The 16000-nt window shown below is 35.5% G+C and carries 12 protein-coding genes; 2 read left to right on the top strand and 10 right to left on the bottom strand.

All coding sequences use genetic code 11. From position 1 onward, the window contains the following. Positions 1-14: 14 nt before the first annotated feature. Entirely contained in the window at positions 15-1748 is a 1734-nt protein-coding gene (locus tag ENO17_07885; GenBank protein HER24951.1) for a CoA-disulfide reductase, read from the top strand. Between the two features lie 108 nt (positions 1749-1856). Here the strand turns inward: ENO17_07885 and ENO17_07890 are convergent, their stop codons facing one another. The 8 genes from ENO17_07890 to ENO17_07925 all read right to left on the bottom strand — a co-directional run bounded on the left by ENO17_07890 (position 1857) and on the right by ENO17_07925 (position 11672). Next, complete coding sequence (locus ENO17_07890) at positions 1857-2756, bottom strand: phosphate butyryltransferase (protein ID HER24952.1); 900 nt, start codon at positions 2754-2756, stop codon at positions 1857-1859. A 205-nt stretch (positions 2757-2961) separates the two neighbouring features. After that, complete coding sequence (gene buk / locus ENO17_07895) at positions 2962-4029, bottom strand: butyrate kinase (protein ID HER24953.1); 1068 nt, start codon at positions 4027-4029, stop codon at positions 2962-2964. A gap of 132 nt (positions 4030-4161) precedes the next feature. After that, entirely contained in the window at positions 4162-4797 is a 636-nt protein-coding gene (locus ENO17_07900; protein HER24954.1) for an indolepyruvate oxidoreductase subunit beta, read from the bottom strand. Continuing rightward, positions 4764-6635: an indolepyruvate ferredoxin oxidoreductase subunit alpha gene (iorA, locus tag ENO17_07905; protein ID HER24955.1), complete on the bottom strand. Its 1872-nt coding sequence runs from the start codon at positions 6633-6635 to the stop codon at positions 4764-4766. Before iorA ends, ENO17_07900 begins: the two co-directional genes overlap by 34 nt. 48 nt (positions 6636-6683) lie before the next feature. Further along, on the bottom strand, positions 6684-7568 hold the full coding sequence (locus ENO17_07910; protein ID HER24956.1) for a ribokinase: 885 nt from the start codon (positions 7566-7568) through the stop codon (positions 6684-6686). Between the two features lie 60 nt (positions 7569-7628). Then, positions 7629-9716, bottom strand: coding sequence for an amylo-alpha-1,6-glucosidase (locus tag ENO17_07915; protein HER24957.1), 2088 nt, complete (start codon positions 9714-9716; stop codon positions 7629-7631). A gap of 180 nt (positions 9717-9896) precedes the next feature. After that, positions 9897-10907, bottom strand: coding sequence for a sugar phosphate isomerase/epimerase (locus ENO17_07920; GenBank protein ID HER24958.1), 1011 nt, complete (start codon positions 10905-10907; stop codon positions 9897-9899). A 111-nt stretch (positions 10908-11018) separates the two neighbouring features. Continuing rightward, complete coding sequence (locus ENO17_07925; GenBank protein HER24959.1) at positions 11019-11672, bottom strand: hypothetical protein; 654 nt, start codon at positions 11670-11672, stop codon at positions 11019-11021. Positions 11673-12095: 423 nt separating this feature from the next. On the opposite strand from ENO17_07925, the gene ENO17_07930 reads away from it, so the two are divergent. Then, a complete protein-coding gene (locus tag ENO17_07930; GenBank protein HER24960.1) occupies positions 12096-12989 on the top strand; it encodes a hypothetical protein in 894 nt (297 codons plus the stop codon). Positions 12990-13064: 75 nt separating this feature from the next. Here ENO17_07930 and ENO17_07935 read toward each other — a convergent pair whose 3' ends face one another. Together ENO17_07935 and ENO17_07940 are read right to left on the bottom strand one after the other, a co-directional pair. Continuing rightward, complete coding sequence (locus ENO17_07935) at positions 13065-14162, bottom strand: ABC transporter ATP-binding protein (protein ID HER24961.1); 1098 nt, start codon at positions 14160-14162, stop codon at positions 13065-13067. Positions 14163-14190: 28 nt separating this feature from the next. Beyond that, the gene (locus ENO17_07940) at positions 14191-15900 is read right to left on the bottom strand and encodes an iron ABC transporter permease (GenBank protein HER24962.1); all 1710 of its coding nucleotides are present in this window, start codon (positions 15898-15900) and stop codon (positions 14191-14193) included. Positions 15901-16000: the final 100 nt, after the last annotated feature.

Genomic DNA, 16000 nt, shown 5'->3' on the forward strand with positions numbered 1-16000 from the left:
AGGAGTAAACTACCATGAAAGTAATCATTGTAGGAGGCGTTGCCGGAGGAGCAAGTGCAGCTGCCCGTCTGAGACGCCTCGATGAAAACGCAGAAATAATTCTTTTGGAAAGAGGAGAGTATATTTCTTTTGCCAACTGTGGCCTCCCCTATTATATTGGTGAGGTAATAAAAAATAAAGAGAAACTGGTTGTTCAGACTCCCGAGAAAATGGAAAAGAGATTTAACATCGATGTAAGAACCCTTCACGAAGCAGTCGATATCGATAGCAATCAAAAACAGATTACGATACATGATATAAAAAACGATAAAAACTATAAGGAAAGTTATGACAAATTAATTCTTGCCCCCGGAGCTGCTCCCATCAAACCTTCCATTAAAGGCTTTGTTGCCCCTAATGTATTTACTTTAAGAGACATACCAGATACCCTGGCCATTAAAAATTTTGTTGATACGCATAATCCTAAAAGCGCTGTGATAGTCGGGGCAGGCTTTATCGGGATGGAGTTAGTAGAAAATCTTCATAGAAGGGGAATGGCCATTACCATCGTTGAATTAGCAGAACAAGTATTAGCTCCTCTGGATAGTGAAATGGCCTCTCTGATCCATCAACACTTGAAAGAGAAAAAGGTAGAATTTTATCTAAACGATGAGGTAAAAGAAGTAAAACATCGGGATGAATTTTCCCTGGTTAAACTAAATAGCGGACGAGAAATAAAGACCGATATGATCTTAATCGGTATAGGAGTATGCCCCGAAATAACTCTGGCTAAAATAGCAGGTTTAGAAATCGGTGGAAGGGGTGGTATAAAGGTAGACCGTTTCTTAAAAACTTCTAACCCTGATATTTATGCAGTTGGTGATGCTATCGAAGTGATAGATTATATTAACGGAAATCCAACCCTTATCCCTCTTGCCGGACCGGCCAATAAACAGGGCAGAATTGCAGCTAACAATATCTACGGAATACCCGAGAAGTATGAGGGAAGCCAAGGCACATCCGTGCTAAAAGTATTTGATATGACAGTAGCAACAACCGGAAATAGCGAAAAATTATTGAAAAGATTTGATATTCCTTATGAAAAATCATTTACTCATTCGTCAGCACATTCCGAGTATTACCCTGATGCTAATGTAATATCTATGAAATTACTTTTTTCGCCAGACAATGGTAGGGTTTTAGGAGCTCAAATTGTAGGATACGAAGGCGTTGACAAAAGAATAGATGTCCTTGCAACAGCAATACGTGCGGGAATGACGGTATACGAATTGGAAAAATTGGATCTTGCGTATGCGCCTCCCTATTCCTCGGCTAAAGACCCGATAAATATGGCCGGGTATGTCGCATCGAATATACTAAAGGGTGACCATGCCATCATTCACTGGGATAAAATAGAAAAGATAGATAAGAAAAAGACAATTCTTCTAGATGTAAGACACCCTTCTGAATTTAAACGAGGCACTATTAAAGGATCAATTAATATCCCGCTAGACGAATTAAGAAACAGGATAAATGAAATTCCTAAAAACAAAAATGTTATTATCTTTTGTAAACAGGGATTAAGGGGTTATATTGCTTATAAAATAATGAAACAAAAAGGTTTTAAAAATATTAAAAATTTAAGTGGTGGATATAGAACATATTTCCCGGCAGTTCAAAAACAGGATAATCCGGACATTTTCCAATACGAAAAAATAGAAAAGTCAGACCTGATCAAAGCAAGCGAATCTTTCTTTCGTAAAAAATAAAAAAGTGTAGAAAATGGAACATAAAAGTAATGGAAGAAAACAGAATTATTCCAAAAAAGCGAGCTGCCAAATGTACTTGACCATTCTGCAGATTTAAATATTCCGATTTTATTTACTACATAAGATAGAGACGGCAATACAATTTAATTTCACATCACTTTTATCTGCTCGGGAGGGTATGATTACCGGCACCTTAGTACCCACCAGTGTATGCCCTACCTGGTAATTGGCATAATAGGTTAGTGCTTTACCAAAGATATTTCCCGCTGCAATATCAGGGACAATCAGGATATCAGCTTTACCGGCTACCGGTGAAACAATTCCTTTTTTTTGGGCAGCAAATTCTGAAATAGCGTTATCTAAAGCCAGTGGTCCATCGATTATACAGCCGATAATCTGTTTTCTTTCATTCATTTTGGAAATCATTCCTGCTTTTACAGTCTCTTCCATATCGGGGTTTATAGTTTCTACTGCAGCTAAAAGAGCGACTTTGGGAATTTCTATTCCTAGTTTATGAGCAACTTCAACAGCATTATTTATAATGGCAACTAAAGTCTTCACATCTGGCTTGAGGTTTACTCCGCCATCACTCATTAATACCAGTTTGCTTTTCTTTCCCCTTGTATCTTCAAAGATAAAAACATCACTGACGATTTTTTCAGTCCTTAAACCCCATTCTTTATTTAATACTGCCTTTAAAAGAGTTGCTGTCTTTATCTTCCCCTTAAGGAGCGTCCCACCTTTTTTTGCCCTTTCTACTGCCCTCCGAGCTTTCTCTTCGTCATCTTTTGCACCGATAATCTCTTTTACAAAATTACTTTCACCTAAAAAAGAAATGGACCCTTCGATTTCTGTTTTATCCCCCACTAAAATTCCCTCTCCGAAACCGCGATCATAACAATCTTTTAGGGCTTTCAAGGTTTCGATATCTTCTCCACCTGCAACAATAATTTTTTCCCTTCCTTTAGTTTTTAAATTATCGAATAACTCTTTAAAATTTTTTATCATCTTCGAACCTCCTATAACTATTGCTACTACAGATTACATAGATTAAAATTTAGTTTACTCAGATTAAATTACTGCTACCTAGGTGACAACTTTTATAGATCTCCGCCCTGCTTTCGGGTGAATGACATAAAGTACAAGATCAATAGAAGTAAATAACCTTGTCGGATAAATACGACCCCTACCTCAATAGGTGAAAGATCTGTTCTCAAGAATACGTCTTTACTTTTTCTATTCCATCTATCACTCTTATCACTGCTTGAGCTAATGCTTTCATTTCTTCTTCTCCCGGATAAACTACCACCGGAGCTATCCAATCCGTGCGATCTTTTATTTTGTTTACCAATATTTCATTATGAGCTATACCCCCGGTAAGAATAATGGCCTCAACTTTTCCTTTAAGCACTGTGGCCATTGCTCCGATTTCTTTAGCAATCTGATAACACATCCCTTCAAAAATTAATTCTGCATATTTATCTCCTTGATCTATTTTCTTCATTACTTCTCTGATGTCATTAGTCTCCAGATAAGAGACAACTCCACCTTGATGAGTAATGACCTTGTATAATTCTTTTTCTGAATATTTACCAGAGTAACACAGCTGAATTAGAGCCTTATTGGGAAGAGAGCCGGTCCGTTCAGGCGAAAAAGGTCCTCCGTCGTTAGCATTATTTACATCAATGATTTTTCCCTTTTCTATGGGAGCAATCGATATTCCCCCACCAAGATGGGCAACAATAAGATTTAACTCCTCATATTTTTTCCCCTGTTCTTTGGCATAACGGAAGGCATTAGCCCTTATATTTAAAGTATGAAGCAAGGATTTTCTTTCTATTCCTTTGAGCCCGGATATACGTGCGATATCGGGAAATTCATCAACTGATACCGGATCAGCAATATAAGCAGGGATATTGATTTCTTCGGCTATTTCATGGGCGATAATCCCTCCTAAATTAGAGGCGTGTTCTATGGGAGAATTTCTTAGGTCATCGATAAGTTTTGCATTAACCTGATAAGTTCCAGCCTTTAGAGGTTTTAAAATACCACCCCTTCCTATAATCGCTCTTAGAGAATTAGAATTTATATTTTTATTTTTCAAGATATTCAGGATTATTTTTTTCCTGAATGGACCTTGTTCTAATAGAGACACAAATTGAATTAGTTCTTCGACAGAATGGGAGATATTCTCCTTAAAAATTTCCCTTCCCTTCTGGCTAAATATTGCTATTTTGGTAGAAGTTGAACCGGGGTTGATAACTAAAATATTTTCTTTCATACATTCCTCCTTGCAAATTAGTATCGGGAATAGTATGTAGTATTTAGCATATAATAAAGAAATACGGTGATTAGTAATTTGTAATGAGTTGTAGGGTATGATTTATTTGTTCTATTTCTTTCTTTATCTGGTTTATCCCTTCTTTTTTGCTTCTTTAAATCCCTTTTCAAAGGCTTTCAAATTTATCTCAATGCTTTTGGGAGGTAAGTTTGCTTTCATAGACTGAATAACCAAATCCTTATCTATAGGAAATTTTGGAGTAGCCACTGCTGCTCCCAGCAAAACCATATTTTCCGAGATGATACTTCCCACTTCTCGAGCTATCTTTTGAGCATCAATTATTAATAAATTATTTATTTTTGCTTTTAACTCACCAAAAACAGAAGACAGTTCGGGATATTCCGAAATGCCCAGAGAAACAGTAAAAGGAATAATGGGAGAGCTATTGACAATAACAAAAGAATGGCAGTTTATCTTAGGTAATGATCTTAGAGCTTCTGTCGGTTCAAAGGCAATCAATAAATCCCCTGCGCCCTCTTCAATTAAAGGACTGTATGCTTCACCGATTTTAAGTTCAGTTACTACTGTCCCTCCTCTTTGAGCCATTCCATGAACTTCACTCATTACCACATTTAAACCTTTTTTCATTGCGGCTTCTCCCATAATAGTAGAGGCTTTAATCGTTCCCTGGCCCCCTACTCCAATAAGCTGAATCTTATATATATTTTCCCTGCTCATTTTTTCACCTCTATTGCTTTCTTTGGACATACCTGAACACAAACTCCACAACCATCGCATAATAATGGATTAATATTAACAGAGCCATCTTTTTCTATATAAATAGCCGGGCAAGTAAAATTTTTTATACAGATTAAGCATTGAGTGCACTCTTCCTGGTTAATAGAATATTTAACGCTTATACCTTCTTTTCTATTCTCTGTATCAGTAATCATGGCACAAGGATGCTTGGTAATAACTACTGCCATTCCTTCAAATTGTAGTGCTTCCTTAAATACTTCTTCTGTCTCCTTTAAATTAACCGGGTCAATGGTCTTTACTAAACCCGCGCCTACTCCTTGAGCAATTTTCTCTATGGAAACTTCAGGAGCGGGATTACCCATTCCATCTAGGGGTACACCGGGATTGGTTTGACCTCCGGTCATTCCAGTTATCCTATTGTCCATAACTACTAATAAAATCTTATCCCTATTATGGACAGCGTTGACTAAAGGGGGTATGCCAGCGTGAAAAAAGGTTGAGTCTCCGATAAAAGATATTACTTTCTGGTTGGTTGCCTTAGAAAACCCGCAGCCAATACCTAAACTTGAACCCATAGAAATACAGTAATCTCCCATTTTATAGGGGGGTTCTAACCCCAATGCATAACAACCTATATCAGTAGAGAAAATTACCTCTTCTTCCTTTAATTTCAATTTTTTTATAGCTTTTTTTAAAGCAAAATAAGTGGCACGGTGAGGGCATCCCGGGCAGAGTATCGATGACCGCAAAGGTAAAGAGAGTTTAGTACTAAACTTTTTTCTTTTAATTAATTCTTTTTCTACTATTTTCGCCACCCCAAAAGAGATGATATCCGGATTGTATTCATAAATTCGGGGAAGGGTCCCGTCTAATTTGCCGTATACTTTTTTCTTTATATTATATTTTCCTATTATGGCTAAAACTTCCTTCTCCATTACCGGTTCCACCTCTTCTGCTACCAAAATATTATCAACCCTATTTATGAAATCTAATACCAATTTCTCGGGAAAAGGATAAGAGAAGGTGAGTTTTAAAATCTTAACTTTTAAATTATTCTCACTAACCACATCCATCACATAATTAAAGGCACTACCACTGGTGATAATTCCTATCTCTTTACCGCCTTGGTCAATTATTTTATTCAGAGGAGATCTTTCGCTTTGTTCTTCAATCTGTTTTAATTTTTTAATTAATTCTTTGCGCATTTTTACCACATATTCCGGAGCTACGATGAATTGAGAAGGATCCTTTTTAAAATATCCTTTCTCTTTTCCCTGAATGACTGTTCCTAAATTTACCACTCCTCTCATATGCGATATCCTGGTAGTAGTTCGCATAAGTACGGGAATCTTAAATTGTTCTGATAGATCAAAACCAAATTTCATCAAGTCTTTTACTTCTTGCGGATTGGAGGGCTCAAGCAGGGGAATCCCTGCCAAGCGAGCCATAATCCGATTATCTTGTTCATTCTGTGAAGAATACATTGAAGGGTCATCGGCTGATAAGACAATCATTCCGCCCCGCACTCCGGTATAAACTGTGCTCATAAAAGAGTCAGCTGCTACATTCAAACCTACATGTTTCATAAAGACAAAGGAACGCAACCCAGCGGCTGCAGCTGCAGCAGAAACTTCTAAGGCTACCTTTTCGTTTGAGGAAAATTCAAAATATACTCTTGCTTCCCGGGCAATTTTGTAAAATACATTTCCTATCTCTGAAGAAGGGGTACCAGGATAGGTGGAGACTACCGAGACGCTACCTTCCAAAGCGCCCCGAACAGCGGCTTCATTGCCCAGCAAAAACAATTTTTGCCCCTTTTTTTCTGTTAAAATTTCTTTTACTTTCAATTTTTTCTCCTATCTTCTTTTTATTTTGTCGTGTGTATTCGGGTACTACTAATAATATTTTTTTATATAATTCTTAACCTCATCCCTGGTTCCCTTAAAAGGGCCCGGTTCTTCCATCTTTAAGGAAACCAAAGCGGCAGCAAAGAGAAGTGCTTCTTCTATCCCTTTATTTAACCTTTCAGTGATATACGTACTGAAACAGGTATCGCCCCTGCCGGTCCTTCCGGAAAGATTTCTCGGCTTTAAAGGACAAGTATAATGTTTTTTACCATCATAAATTAAAACTTCTTTATGGTGAGTGATCATAATTTCCTTGCTCCCCCACTCGAAAAGTATTTTCGCTGCTTTTTCCCTATCTTTTGTTCCGGTCATAATTTCAGCCTCGGCTGCATCAGTTTTTAAATAATCAATATAAGGGAGACATTCCTTTTTTTCCCCCCAATCTATAAAGACCATTTCCTTATTTTTCGATACATTCCTCAAAAACCCTTGAACGTCCAGGGCAACTTTCCCTTTATGATGCAGGAATCTTATCATTTCACTATTAAATTCTCCCAAGATGAGTCCGGCAAAATGATATATCCGGGAATCAATATTTTCTGGAATATCGCCAAGAGTGAAGGGATCGGCAATCGATAGAGCAGTACAGGTTCTCCTTTCTCTATCTATGCTATGATAAATATTTCTTATGGAAGTAGTGTTTTTAGAATCTAAAGCAGTAATATCTTCTTTAAAAACAGTAAATTCCTCCAAATATTTTCTATCTGATGGAGATAACTTAGTCAATATACCTATTTTATGGCCGATAGCATGAGAAGCACAGGATGAGTATAAAACTGCTCCGCCAATTTCCTTTACCATTTCTCCTTGGTATATGTTTTCATCAATAGAGATATGTCCCATTACGAAACTATCATATTTTTTTAATTCCACTATTTACTCCTTTTCCTAAAAAATAATCAGACTTTTAATGGACTCTTTTTTAAAATTCATTTATAGAATTAATCCTAAATTCCCTTCTATTTTGACATTACTGAGTTTAATGTGGTCTCCTTCCTTAGTGAGTGTAAAGTCAGCTCTATTAGCACCTATTTTTAAATTTTTTATCTCTACTTTATTTATCCCGTCAGGTAAAATTGGTTTTAAATAGATCTTATTGTTAACCACATCTCGACTTATTCCTAAAAGACTTTGGATTATCAGATAAATACTGCCAGACGCCCAGGCTTGAGGGCTACAGGCAACAGGGTACTCAATTGGTCCTTTCATCTCTTTGCGGCTAAAGCCACAAAAAAGTTCGGGTAAACGATTATTCTTAAAATATTGAGATGCTTCTATTAAGCCATTAATGATCTTGGCAGCCTCTCTATGATAATTATATCGGATTAAACCCCTAATAATAATTGAATTATCATGGGGCCAAACACTGCCATTATGGTAGCTCGCCGGATCATAGCCGATTTCCTTTCTCCCCATAGTTCTTATCCCCCAACCATTAAACATTTCCTCACTTAGTAATTTTTTTACTACTGCTTCAGATTTATCTCGGCTAATGATTCCACTATATAGACAATGCCCTGGATTACTGGTAATGGAAGCAATTTGTTTTTTTTGATAATCAAGCCCGTAAGCAAAATATTTTCTGTCTTCCATCCAAAAATCTTTATTAAATCTATCTTTTAACTCCAGCGCATCTTTTTCCAATTTCTTTGCTTTTTCTGTCTCCCCTAAATAGAACAAAATTTCAGCCATCCCTTTCCTCGCCTGATAAATATAACCCTGAACTTCAACCAAGGCAATGGGAGGAATAGCTAAATTTCCATCTTGATGAACACTGGAATCTATTGAATCTTTCCATCCTTGGTTAATTGCCCATTGACTATTTTTTTCACCATATTCAACATATCCGTCTTGGTCAATATCTCCATATTTGTCTATCCATTCTAAAGCAGCAAACAGATGAGGTAAAATCTTTCTTATCAATACTAAATCTCCGGTCCAATGAAAATATTCTACTGCAAGGATTAGAAATAAAGGTGTAGAATCGATGGTTCCATAGTAAGGCGTATGAGGTATTAAATTAAGGTGAGCTAATTCACCAAATCTGATTTCGTGCATTATTTTTCCTGGCTCTTCTTCTCTAAATCCATTAACTTCCTTCCCCTGAAGATGAGCTAAAGTTTTTAATGTACCTTGTGCAATTTTTGTATTTAGCATCAATGTCTGCAATGAAGTAATAATACTATCTCTGCCGAAAGGGACCGCATACCATGGAATTCCTGCGACTGGTATAAAACCTTCCCCTAAATCACCTAACAATAATTTTAAATCCGATAGACTTCTATCGATCAGCTGGTTAAGGTCTTTATGATCAGTTTTAACCATTAGGCAATCCTCTTCCCATTTTTTACGTTTCAATCTCAATTTTTTCTGTGCTTTCTCAAAGTCAATAATGTTTTGGGTAATTAGTTCCTGGCCTTCAATCCTGGGGGTTATACCGACAGTAACTTCTTTTTCCTGTTTATATTTTAGTTTAAAAGATAATTCTATTCTATCTTTAAAAATTTCTCCCTCTTCATTCAGTATTTTTACTATTGTCTCCCGCTTTATACCATCTTTGCCAAGATAACCTAAGAAAATGCCATTTTTAACTTTGGAAGGACTTAAAATAGTCCCTAATCTTTTTTCTTTTACATAATTTCTGACCTGAAAAATATCCAGATAATCAGCATCCACTTTTAGAGTTAATTTTAAGACAAGTGGCTGTGAAAAATAATTAATTACCAATATCTTATCATACACCATGCCGTTGAAAATGATCTGTTCTCTTTTAATTAATACTTTTCTACTGTCAGTTTTATTAAAAATCTCATGCGTCAAGTAAACCTTATTTGTTCTATCTTCTGTTTTCCCGGATGACAAAACGAATGGTTTGATATCATCTATCAGCAATTCATATTGACTTAAAAATCTGCTGTCTTTAGTGTATAGGCCATATTGCCCATCTTCGTTTGGTGTAATATTGCCCGCTTGATCAGTTAATAGAAAAAGGTCTCTGTCTTTGATTAGATGAACATCCATATTTGCTTCTCCTTTTTTCCTTTTCAACTTTTTGCTCAAAATATTATCTTTGAACTAATAAAAATGTAATTTCGATAGAAAGTAATATGGGGATGAAATATTATCATATAATGATAAAAGCTAAAATAATAGGTCTTTGTAAAAATTATTTTATATCTAAAGTGTAGATTTTATCTGTCTTTAATTATCGTACTTGGTAAAGGGAGAGATCTTCTTTAATTTTTGGTTATTGTTAGTGCTTTCTATTAGTTCTTTGATTCTTTCTAAACTATACTTATAAAATTTTTTGTATCGGGGTTTTAATTCCAAACATAATACTCCATTGTAGTTCTTTAAAAGAGGGAATATCTTATCATAGGGAATCTCTCCCCAACTGACAGGCATGTGCATATCGCCTATGCCAAATTGAATTAGATTGATATCTTGGTTTTCAGGAGAGGTTTTGGGTTTGCCAAAACAATCGTGAATATGCAGGTGTTTTATATGCGGCAGGGCTAATTTTATGGAATCTAAAAATTTAAAGCGATAATATTTGGAGGCCAGATAAGCATGGCCGAAATCTAGGGTTATTCCCACATTTTCTTGGTCAATCTCTTTGACTTGTTTGACTAAATCTTCAATATTTGTACCATAATTATATTTGCTAATCTCTAGAAAATCTTTTTCCAATTCCGGGCATCCATTTTCCATAGTAATGCTCACGCCTAAATCTTTGGCAAAGGGAGCTAATTCTTGTAAGGCTTTTATTTCCATCTTCTTTAATGAGTCAATTTTTCTGGTAGAAGATATTTTTGAAAAATTATTTTGACCTAATTCTTTACCTTTATCTTCCTCTTGTAAAGAAATTTTTCCACTATGGTATACAAAAATTTCTGCACCTATAGCATTGGTAAATGCAATTCCGGATTTAAAGATTTCTTTTTGTAATTTAAAATTACGAGAGTCCATCAAATTGAGCAGATCGGGACCGTGAACAGTATATTTTAATTTAAATTCTTTTAGAATGTCTTTAATTACCCTGGTTTGAAGCCAATTCAGTTTCCCCTTAAAGATCGCATCAACTCCGTGAACGGGTATCTCGGCATAATTAAAACCATTATCCTGAATACTTCCTAAAGTTTTTTCTAATAAATCTAAATCTCCATCTATAGCAGAAGAGTCTATATTTATTCCAATCCCTTTTATATGCATATTTTTCGCTTCAAACCAACAATATTTTTATTTACTATTTCAGATTATAACATAATCAAATTTATATATAACTATAATCAAAAAATTGTTTAAAATAGTTTTTTTAAATATTTAATTTTCTTCGATATTTTTTAAAATTACATTTCTGCCATAATTAATCTTTTTTATTAATATGTGTCCGATCTTAGGAGTATTTATTTCAGCATCCGTTGTATCAAAAATATAAGTTTCCAAATCACAATCCTTTCTCAATCTTTCAATAAATTTGATCTGCTTTCCTTTGTTATTATATATTTTATTTCCTCGAATGGTATTTTTTAAAAGAATTTCAACACCTAAAGGATCATGGATTTTTCTACAAATCTCTTTATCTAAGTTGCTTTGATCCACCTCGATATTGTAAATGCCAACTCTCCCGCATATTGGGCAAAACTCAACAAATGGATGATTCTTATTTTCTGTTGTTACCTCATAATGGGCACTCAGAGCCAATCGATAAAATATTATATTCTCATTATTTATATTCAATTTTACCCTTTCGGATTGATTATTCATCAAATTTTTATAATAGTATCTAATATGCAATTGATGATCGTGGCTATTTGCAGGATGGTCAATATCTGTATAAGGTTGCAGGCCTTTATATCTTCCTTCCGTATCGCTTCCTTCATTGCTATTAAACAAAATATGGCGTAAACGATAATTTTCGCTAAAATTATTCTTTATATTACAATATTTCATTAAATTAAATATGACTAAATACACCGCTTCAAAATATCCTTCTACAATATTACTATTTACATAAAACCAGATATTAGGATATCTCGGAATTTCTTTGGAGATAATGTCTTTTTTGGGTAATTTACAATACAATTTCTATCCTTCGTTTATAAATATAATTTGTAAAAATAGTTACTTGTCTTTTTATATATAAAAAAGATTGTTTAACGGTTTATTTTACTTTATTCCATGATTTAACTATACGATAGAACTCTTTAAAATCCTTCTTTTTTTTATAAAATATTTTGAAATTTCTCCGAGTAAAGAAATTCATCATTATTATTTGACGAAAAAGAAAAATAAATGATATATTTTGGGAGATTGCTTTCTCGCTTTATTTTCTGCTATAATGGCGGGGCAAACAAATTAAAAGTATTGAATTTATTATTTTAAACTGGAGATAACGAAATGAAAAATACCGATAAGTTTTATGATATTGCTTTTATAGGACATTATACCAAAGATACCATCGTTTCTTCTACCGGAACCAGAGTGGTTGACGGAGGGGCTTTTAATTACGGTGCACATGTGGCAGTAAGGATGGGCCTAAAAGTAGCAGCAATTACCCGTTTGGCAGAAGAAGATTTTTATGTAGTAGAAAAACTAAAACACCTGGGTGTGGATGTATTCGCCCATATTTCGCCTCATTCCACTTGTCTTCGTCTGGAATATCCCACTTCCAATCTTGATGAGCGAGTCATTTATGTAACCAGTTCAGCAGGTCCTTTTACTTCTGACCAAGTAAAAAAAGTCCAAGCTAAGGCAATCGTTGTTGGTGCTTCTATGCGCGGGGAGGTTAGCTTACAAGTGATAAAAGAACTATCGAAAAAGAAAACTTTCCTTTCCGCTGACGTGCAGAGCTTTATTCGGGTAAATGATAATGGTAAATTAGTCCCCAGGGAATGGCCGGAAAGAAACGACTTATTTGCTTGTTTGGATATTTTAAAAACTGATGCAGTAGAGGCAGGGCTTTTATTCGGTAAATGCGATCTCTATACTGCTGCTCAAAAAATGCACGATCTGGGACCAAAAGAAGTAATTATTACTCACCGAAATGGTGTATTAGTCTTTGCCGATGGCAAATTTTACGAAGAAAAATTTTTACCCAAAGAAATTATAGGAAGAAGCGGTCGGGGAGATACCTGTATTGCCGCTTACACTGCTAAAAGATTAAGTGCTTCTCCTCAAGAGGCAACTGTCTGGACGGCTGCAGTAACTAGTTTAAAAATGGAAGCAGAAGGACCTTTCCAACGTACTTTGCAAGAGGTTAATAATCTTATTGATAATAAATATAAGAAGTAAAATTCAATTGTTAAATCTTATTTTTTAGCAGTTTTTAGGTCTTCGATCAAACTATATTAAAGAAAAAAGCCTTTCTCATTTTTTAATCTCTTCATAAGGGATAACATGCAAACTTTTTTCCTTTAATTTTACAGATACTTCCTCTCCTATAGAAAATATTTTATGCTCCTGAGGATTAGCAATCTCTACGGTGAGGAGATTTTTTTCAGTTTTAATTTCGTATACCATCCTAGAACCAAGATAAATCACCTGACTGATTATACCATTAATAGCCTCTGGTTTCTTAGGTTCGAGTTCAGTAGATTCAGGCCTGATAACCAGAAAAATTCTATCTCCTTCAGTGAAGATCTTCTTAGGTGTAGACACTTTATACTTTAACCCTTCTATATCAACCTCAATTTCTTTCTGAGATAAAATAGTGGCTACTTTTCCTTCTAAAAAGTTTGCTTTGCCAATAAAATCAGCTACAAAATAATTGACCGGGTGAGCATAGATTTCTTGAGGAGTACCTATCTGCTGAATCTTACCTGCATTCATAATAACTACTCGGTCAGAAAGAGTCACCGCCTCTTCCTGATCATGAGTAACATACACCGAAGTTATGCCAACTCTCTGCTGTATTTTTCTAATCTCTAATCGGGTAGATACTCGCATCTTGGCATCAAGATTGGAAAGAGGCTCATCAAGTAATAATACTTTAGGTTCCATAATTAAAGAGCGGGCTAAACTAACCCGTTGCTGCTGACCTCCAGAAAGCTGCGAAGGCGACCTGTCACCTAATTCTTTCAAACCTACCAGATTCATGATCTTCTCTGTTCTTTCTCGAATAGCCTTTTCTTTCTCTTGATGAATCTTTAATCCGTAGGCAATATTTTGATATACGGTCATGTGCGGAAATAGAGCATAATTTTGAAACACCATCGTAGTGGGTCGTCGATTTGGAGGAGTGGTAGTAACATCTTCTCCGTCAATAAATATTTTCCCGGAAGTGGGAAGTTCAAAGCCAGATATCATACGAAGAGCAGTAGTCTTCCCGCACCCAGAAGGTCCTAAAAGAGTAACTAACTCTCCTTTTTTTACTTCTAAATTGACTTTATCTACCGCTGTAACACTTTTTTTCCCACTTCCAAAAATTTTCTCTAAATTTTCAAGAACAAGATAATCCTGTTTCATAAAAAAATCCTTTCCTTTTTCTTAATAATTAGCCAACAATGTCAATAGTTCTTACGCCTTTTCCAATACGATTGACAATTAACTGGATAATCCCTAAGGCAATTAAAACAATAACAATCAACAAATTGCACATCGCTGCTGCTTGTGCATACCTGCTATTATCTACAAAACCCAGTATAGCTATGGTAATTAAATTCCATTTACCCGATACGACAAAAATTACCGCACTGATAGCCGTCATAGCTTTTACAAAATTATAGGCAAGACCGGAGAAAAAAGCGGGGGCAATCATCGGTAAAGTAATCCTGCGAAAAGTAGTATTACTATCTGCACCCAGATCAGTTGAGGCTTCCTCGATAGAAGGGTCAATTTGCTGCAGAGCAGCAATTCCAGAGCGTATCCCTACCGGCATATTTCTAAATACCAAAAGAATGATGATAATCCAAGCTGTTCCGGTCATGATAAAAGGAAACAGTACAGTTCTTTGGTTAAATGCCAAGATATACCCTATGCCAACTACCGTCCCGGGAACCGCAAAAGTAAGCATGGAGATAAATTCCATTACCCCCCGGCCAATAAATTTTTTCCTTATCACCAGAAAAGAGATAAAAATGCCTATAATACCCGCTATTGGTGTAGCCACAGATGAAAGAACTAAGGAATCAATTAAATAATCTTTGCCCACTTGAAACATTTCTACATAATGTTTTAGAGTTAAGGTGGAGTTAACTCCCCAGAGAGTCTGAAAAGAACCATGAACGATGGTTCCGTAAAAAAGAAACACCAGTCCGGTAAAAATAATACAACAGGTATAGACCGGTAGTTTTATATACCATTCCAACTGTTTAATGGTGGCACCGGTAGGTTTTCCGGTAACTGTAATATAAGATTTTCGAGAAACCCAGTATTTTTGCAGAAAAAAAGCAACTATGGTAGGGATGAATAAAAGTATGGCCAGAGTAGAACCCCGAGACAAATCGTACATTCCGGTAATTTGCAAAAAAGCTTGAACTGAAAGAACTCGATAATTTCCGGAGATAACCATAGGATTTCCGAAATCAGCTAAAGATTGGATAAATACCAAAAGCCAGGCACTAGCAATGCCTGGTGTAGCTAAAGGTAAAGTAATAGTAGAGAACACTTTTGCCCTTGAAGCTCCCAAATCCATAGAAGCCTCTTCTAATGATGGGTCAATAGCTTGAAGAATACCGTAAAGAACCAAAAAAGCTGTCGGGGCATAAGCGATAGTTTCAACCAGTATCAATCCTCCCAACCCATATATGGTATAGTTTCCAATAATTTTAGTTAAAAGGGGATTTAGATTCCCCGCTCTCCCAAAGAGCAGAATGGCTGATAGTGCCACTACAAAGGGAGGAGAAATAATGGGAAAGGTTGCAGTCATCCGAAAAAAATTTTTAAAGGGCATCGGAGTCCTGGTAAGGGCATAAGAAAAGATAAATCCAATTACAGTACCTATGGTTGCAGTGTACACTCCTAAAAGCATACTATTTAAAAAGGGTTGATAATAATATCTTTTGGAAAAAATTGCGAAATAGTTGGAAAGATTCCATTGTTTATCAATAAATAAGCTCGTTTTAAAGACTTGAAATATCGGAAATACTACAAAGACTATCAGGCAATAAAAAATCGCCAGAATAGATACAAATAGCAACGGTTCTTTCCATATTAAGCGTAGATTTCCGGTGACTTCCTGTATTTTTCTCTTTGAGCTACTCATATTTTCCGCCCTATAATAATATTTATGGCAATAATATAATAATCCCTGCTACTACAATAATTAGCCAGTAACAGGGATTATTTTTCCTCTATTACTTCAT

The sequence above is a fragment of the Candidatus Atribacteria bacterium genome (assembly GCA_011056645.1).
In the GTDB taxonomy this organism is placed as follows: Bacteria; Atribacterota; Phoenicimicrobiia; order Phoenicimicrobiales; family Phoenicimicrobiaceae; genus Sediminicultor; species Sediminicultor quartus.

What these genes read in the sequence shown, in the direction of transcription:
- ENO17_07885 (HER24951.1), top strand. Translation starts at nt 15, where the DNA reads ATGAAAGTAATCATTGTAGGAGGCGTTGCCGGAGGAGCAAGTGCAGCT.
- ENO17_07890 (HER24952.1), bottom strand. Translation starts at nt 2,756, where the DNA reads ATGATAAAAAATTTTAAAGAGTTATTCGATAATTTAAAAACTAAAGGA.
- buk (HER24953.1), bottom strand. Translation starts at nt 4,029, where the DNA reads ATGAAAGAAAATATTTTAGTTATCAACCCCGGTTCAACTTCTACCAAA.
- ENO17_07900 (HER24954.1), bottom strand. Translation starts at nt 4,797, where the DNA reads ATGTCCAAAGAAAGCAATAGAGGTGAAAAAATGAGCAGGGAAAATATA.
- ENO17_07915 (HER24957.1), bottom strand. Translation starts at nt 9,716, where the DNA reads ATGGATGTTCATCTAATCAAAGACAGAGACCTTTTTCTATTAACTGAT.
- ENO17_07920 (HER24958.1), bottom strand. Translation starts at nt 10,907, where the DNA reads ATGCATATAAAAGGGATTGGAATAAATATAGACTCTTCTGCTATAGAT.
- ENO17_07930 (HER24960.1), top strand. Translation starts at nt 12,096, where the DNA reads ATGAAAAATACCGATAAGTTTTATGATATTGCTTTTATAGGACATTAT.
- ENO17_07935 (HER24961.1), bottom strand. Translation starts at nt 14,162, where the DNA reads ATGAAACAGGATTATCTTGTTCTTGAAAATTTAGAGAAAATTTTTGGA.
- ENO17_07940 (HER24962.1), bottom strand. Translation starts at nt 15,900, where the DNA reads ATGAGTAGCTCAAAGAGAAAAATACAGGAAGTCACCGGAAATCTACGC.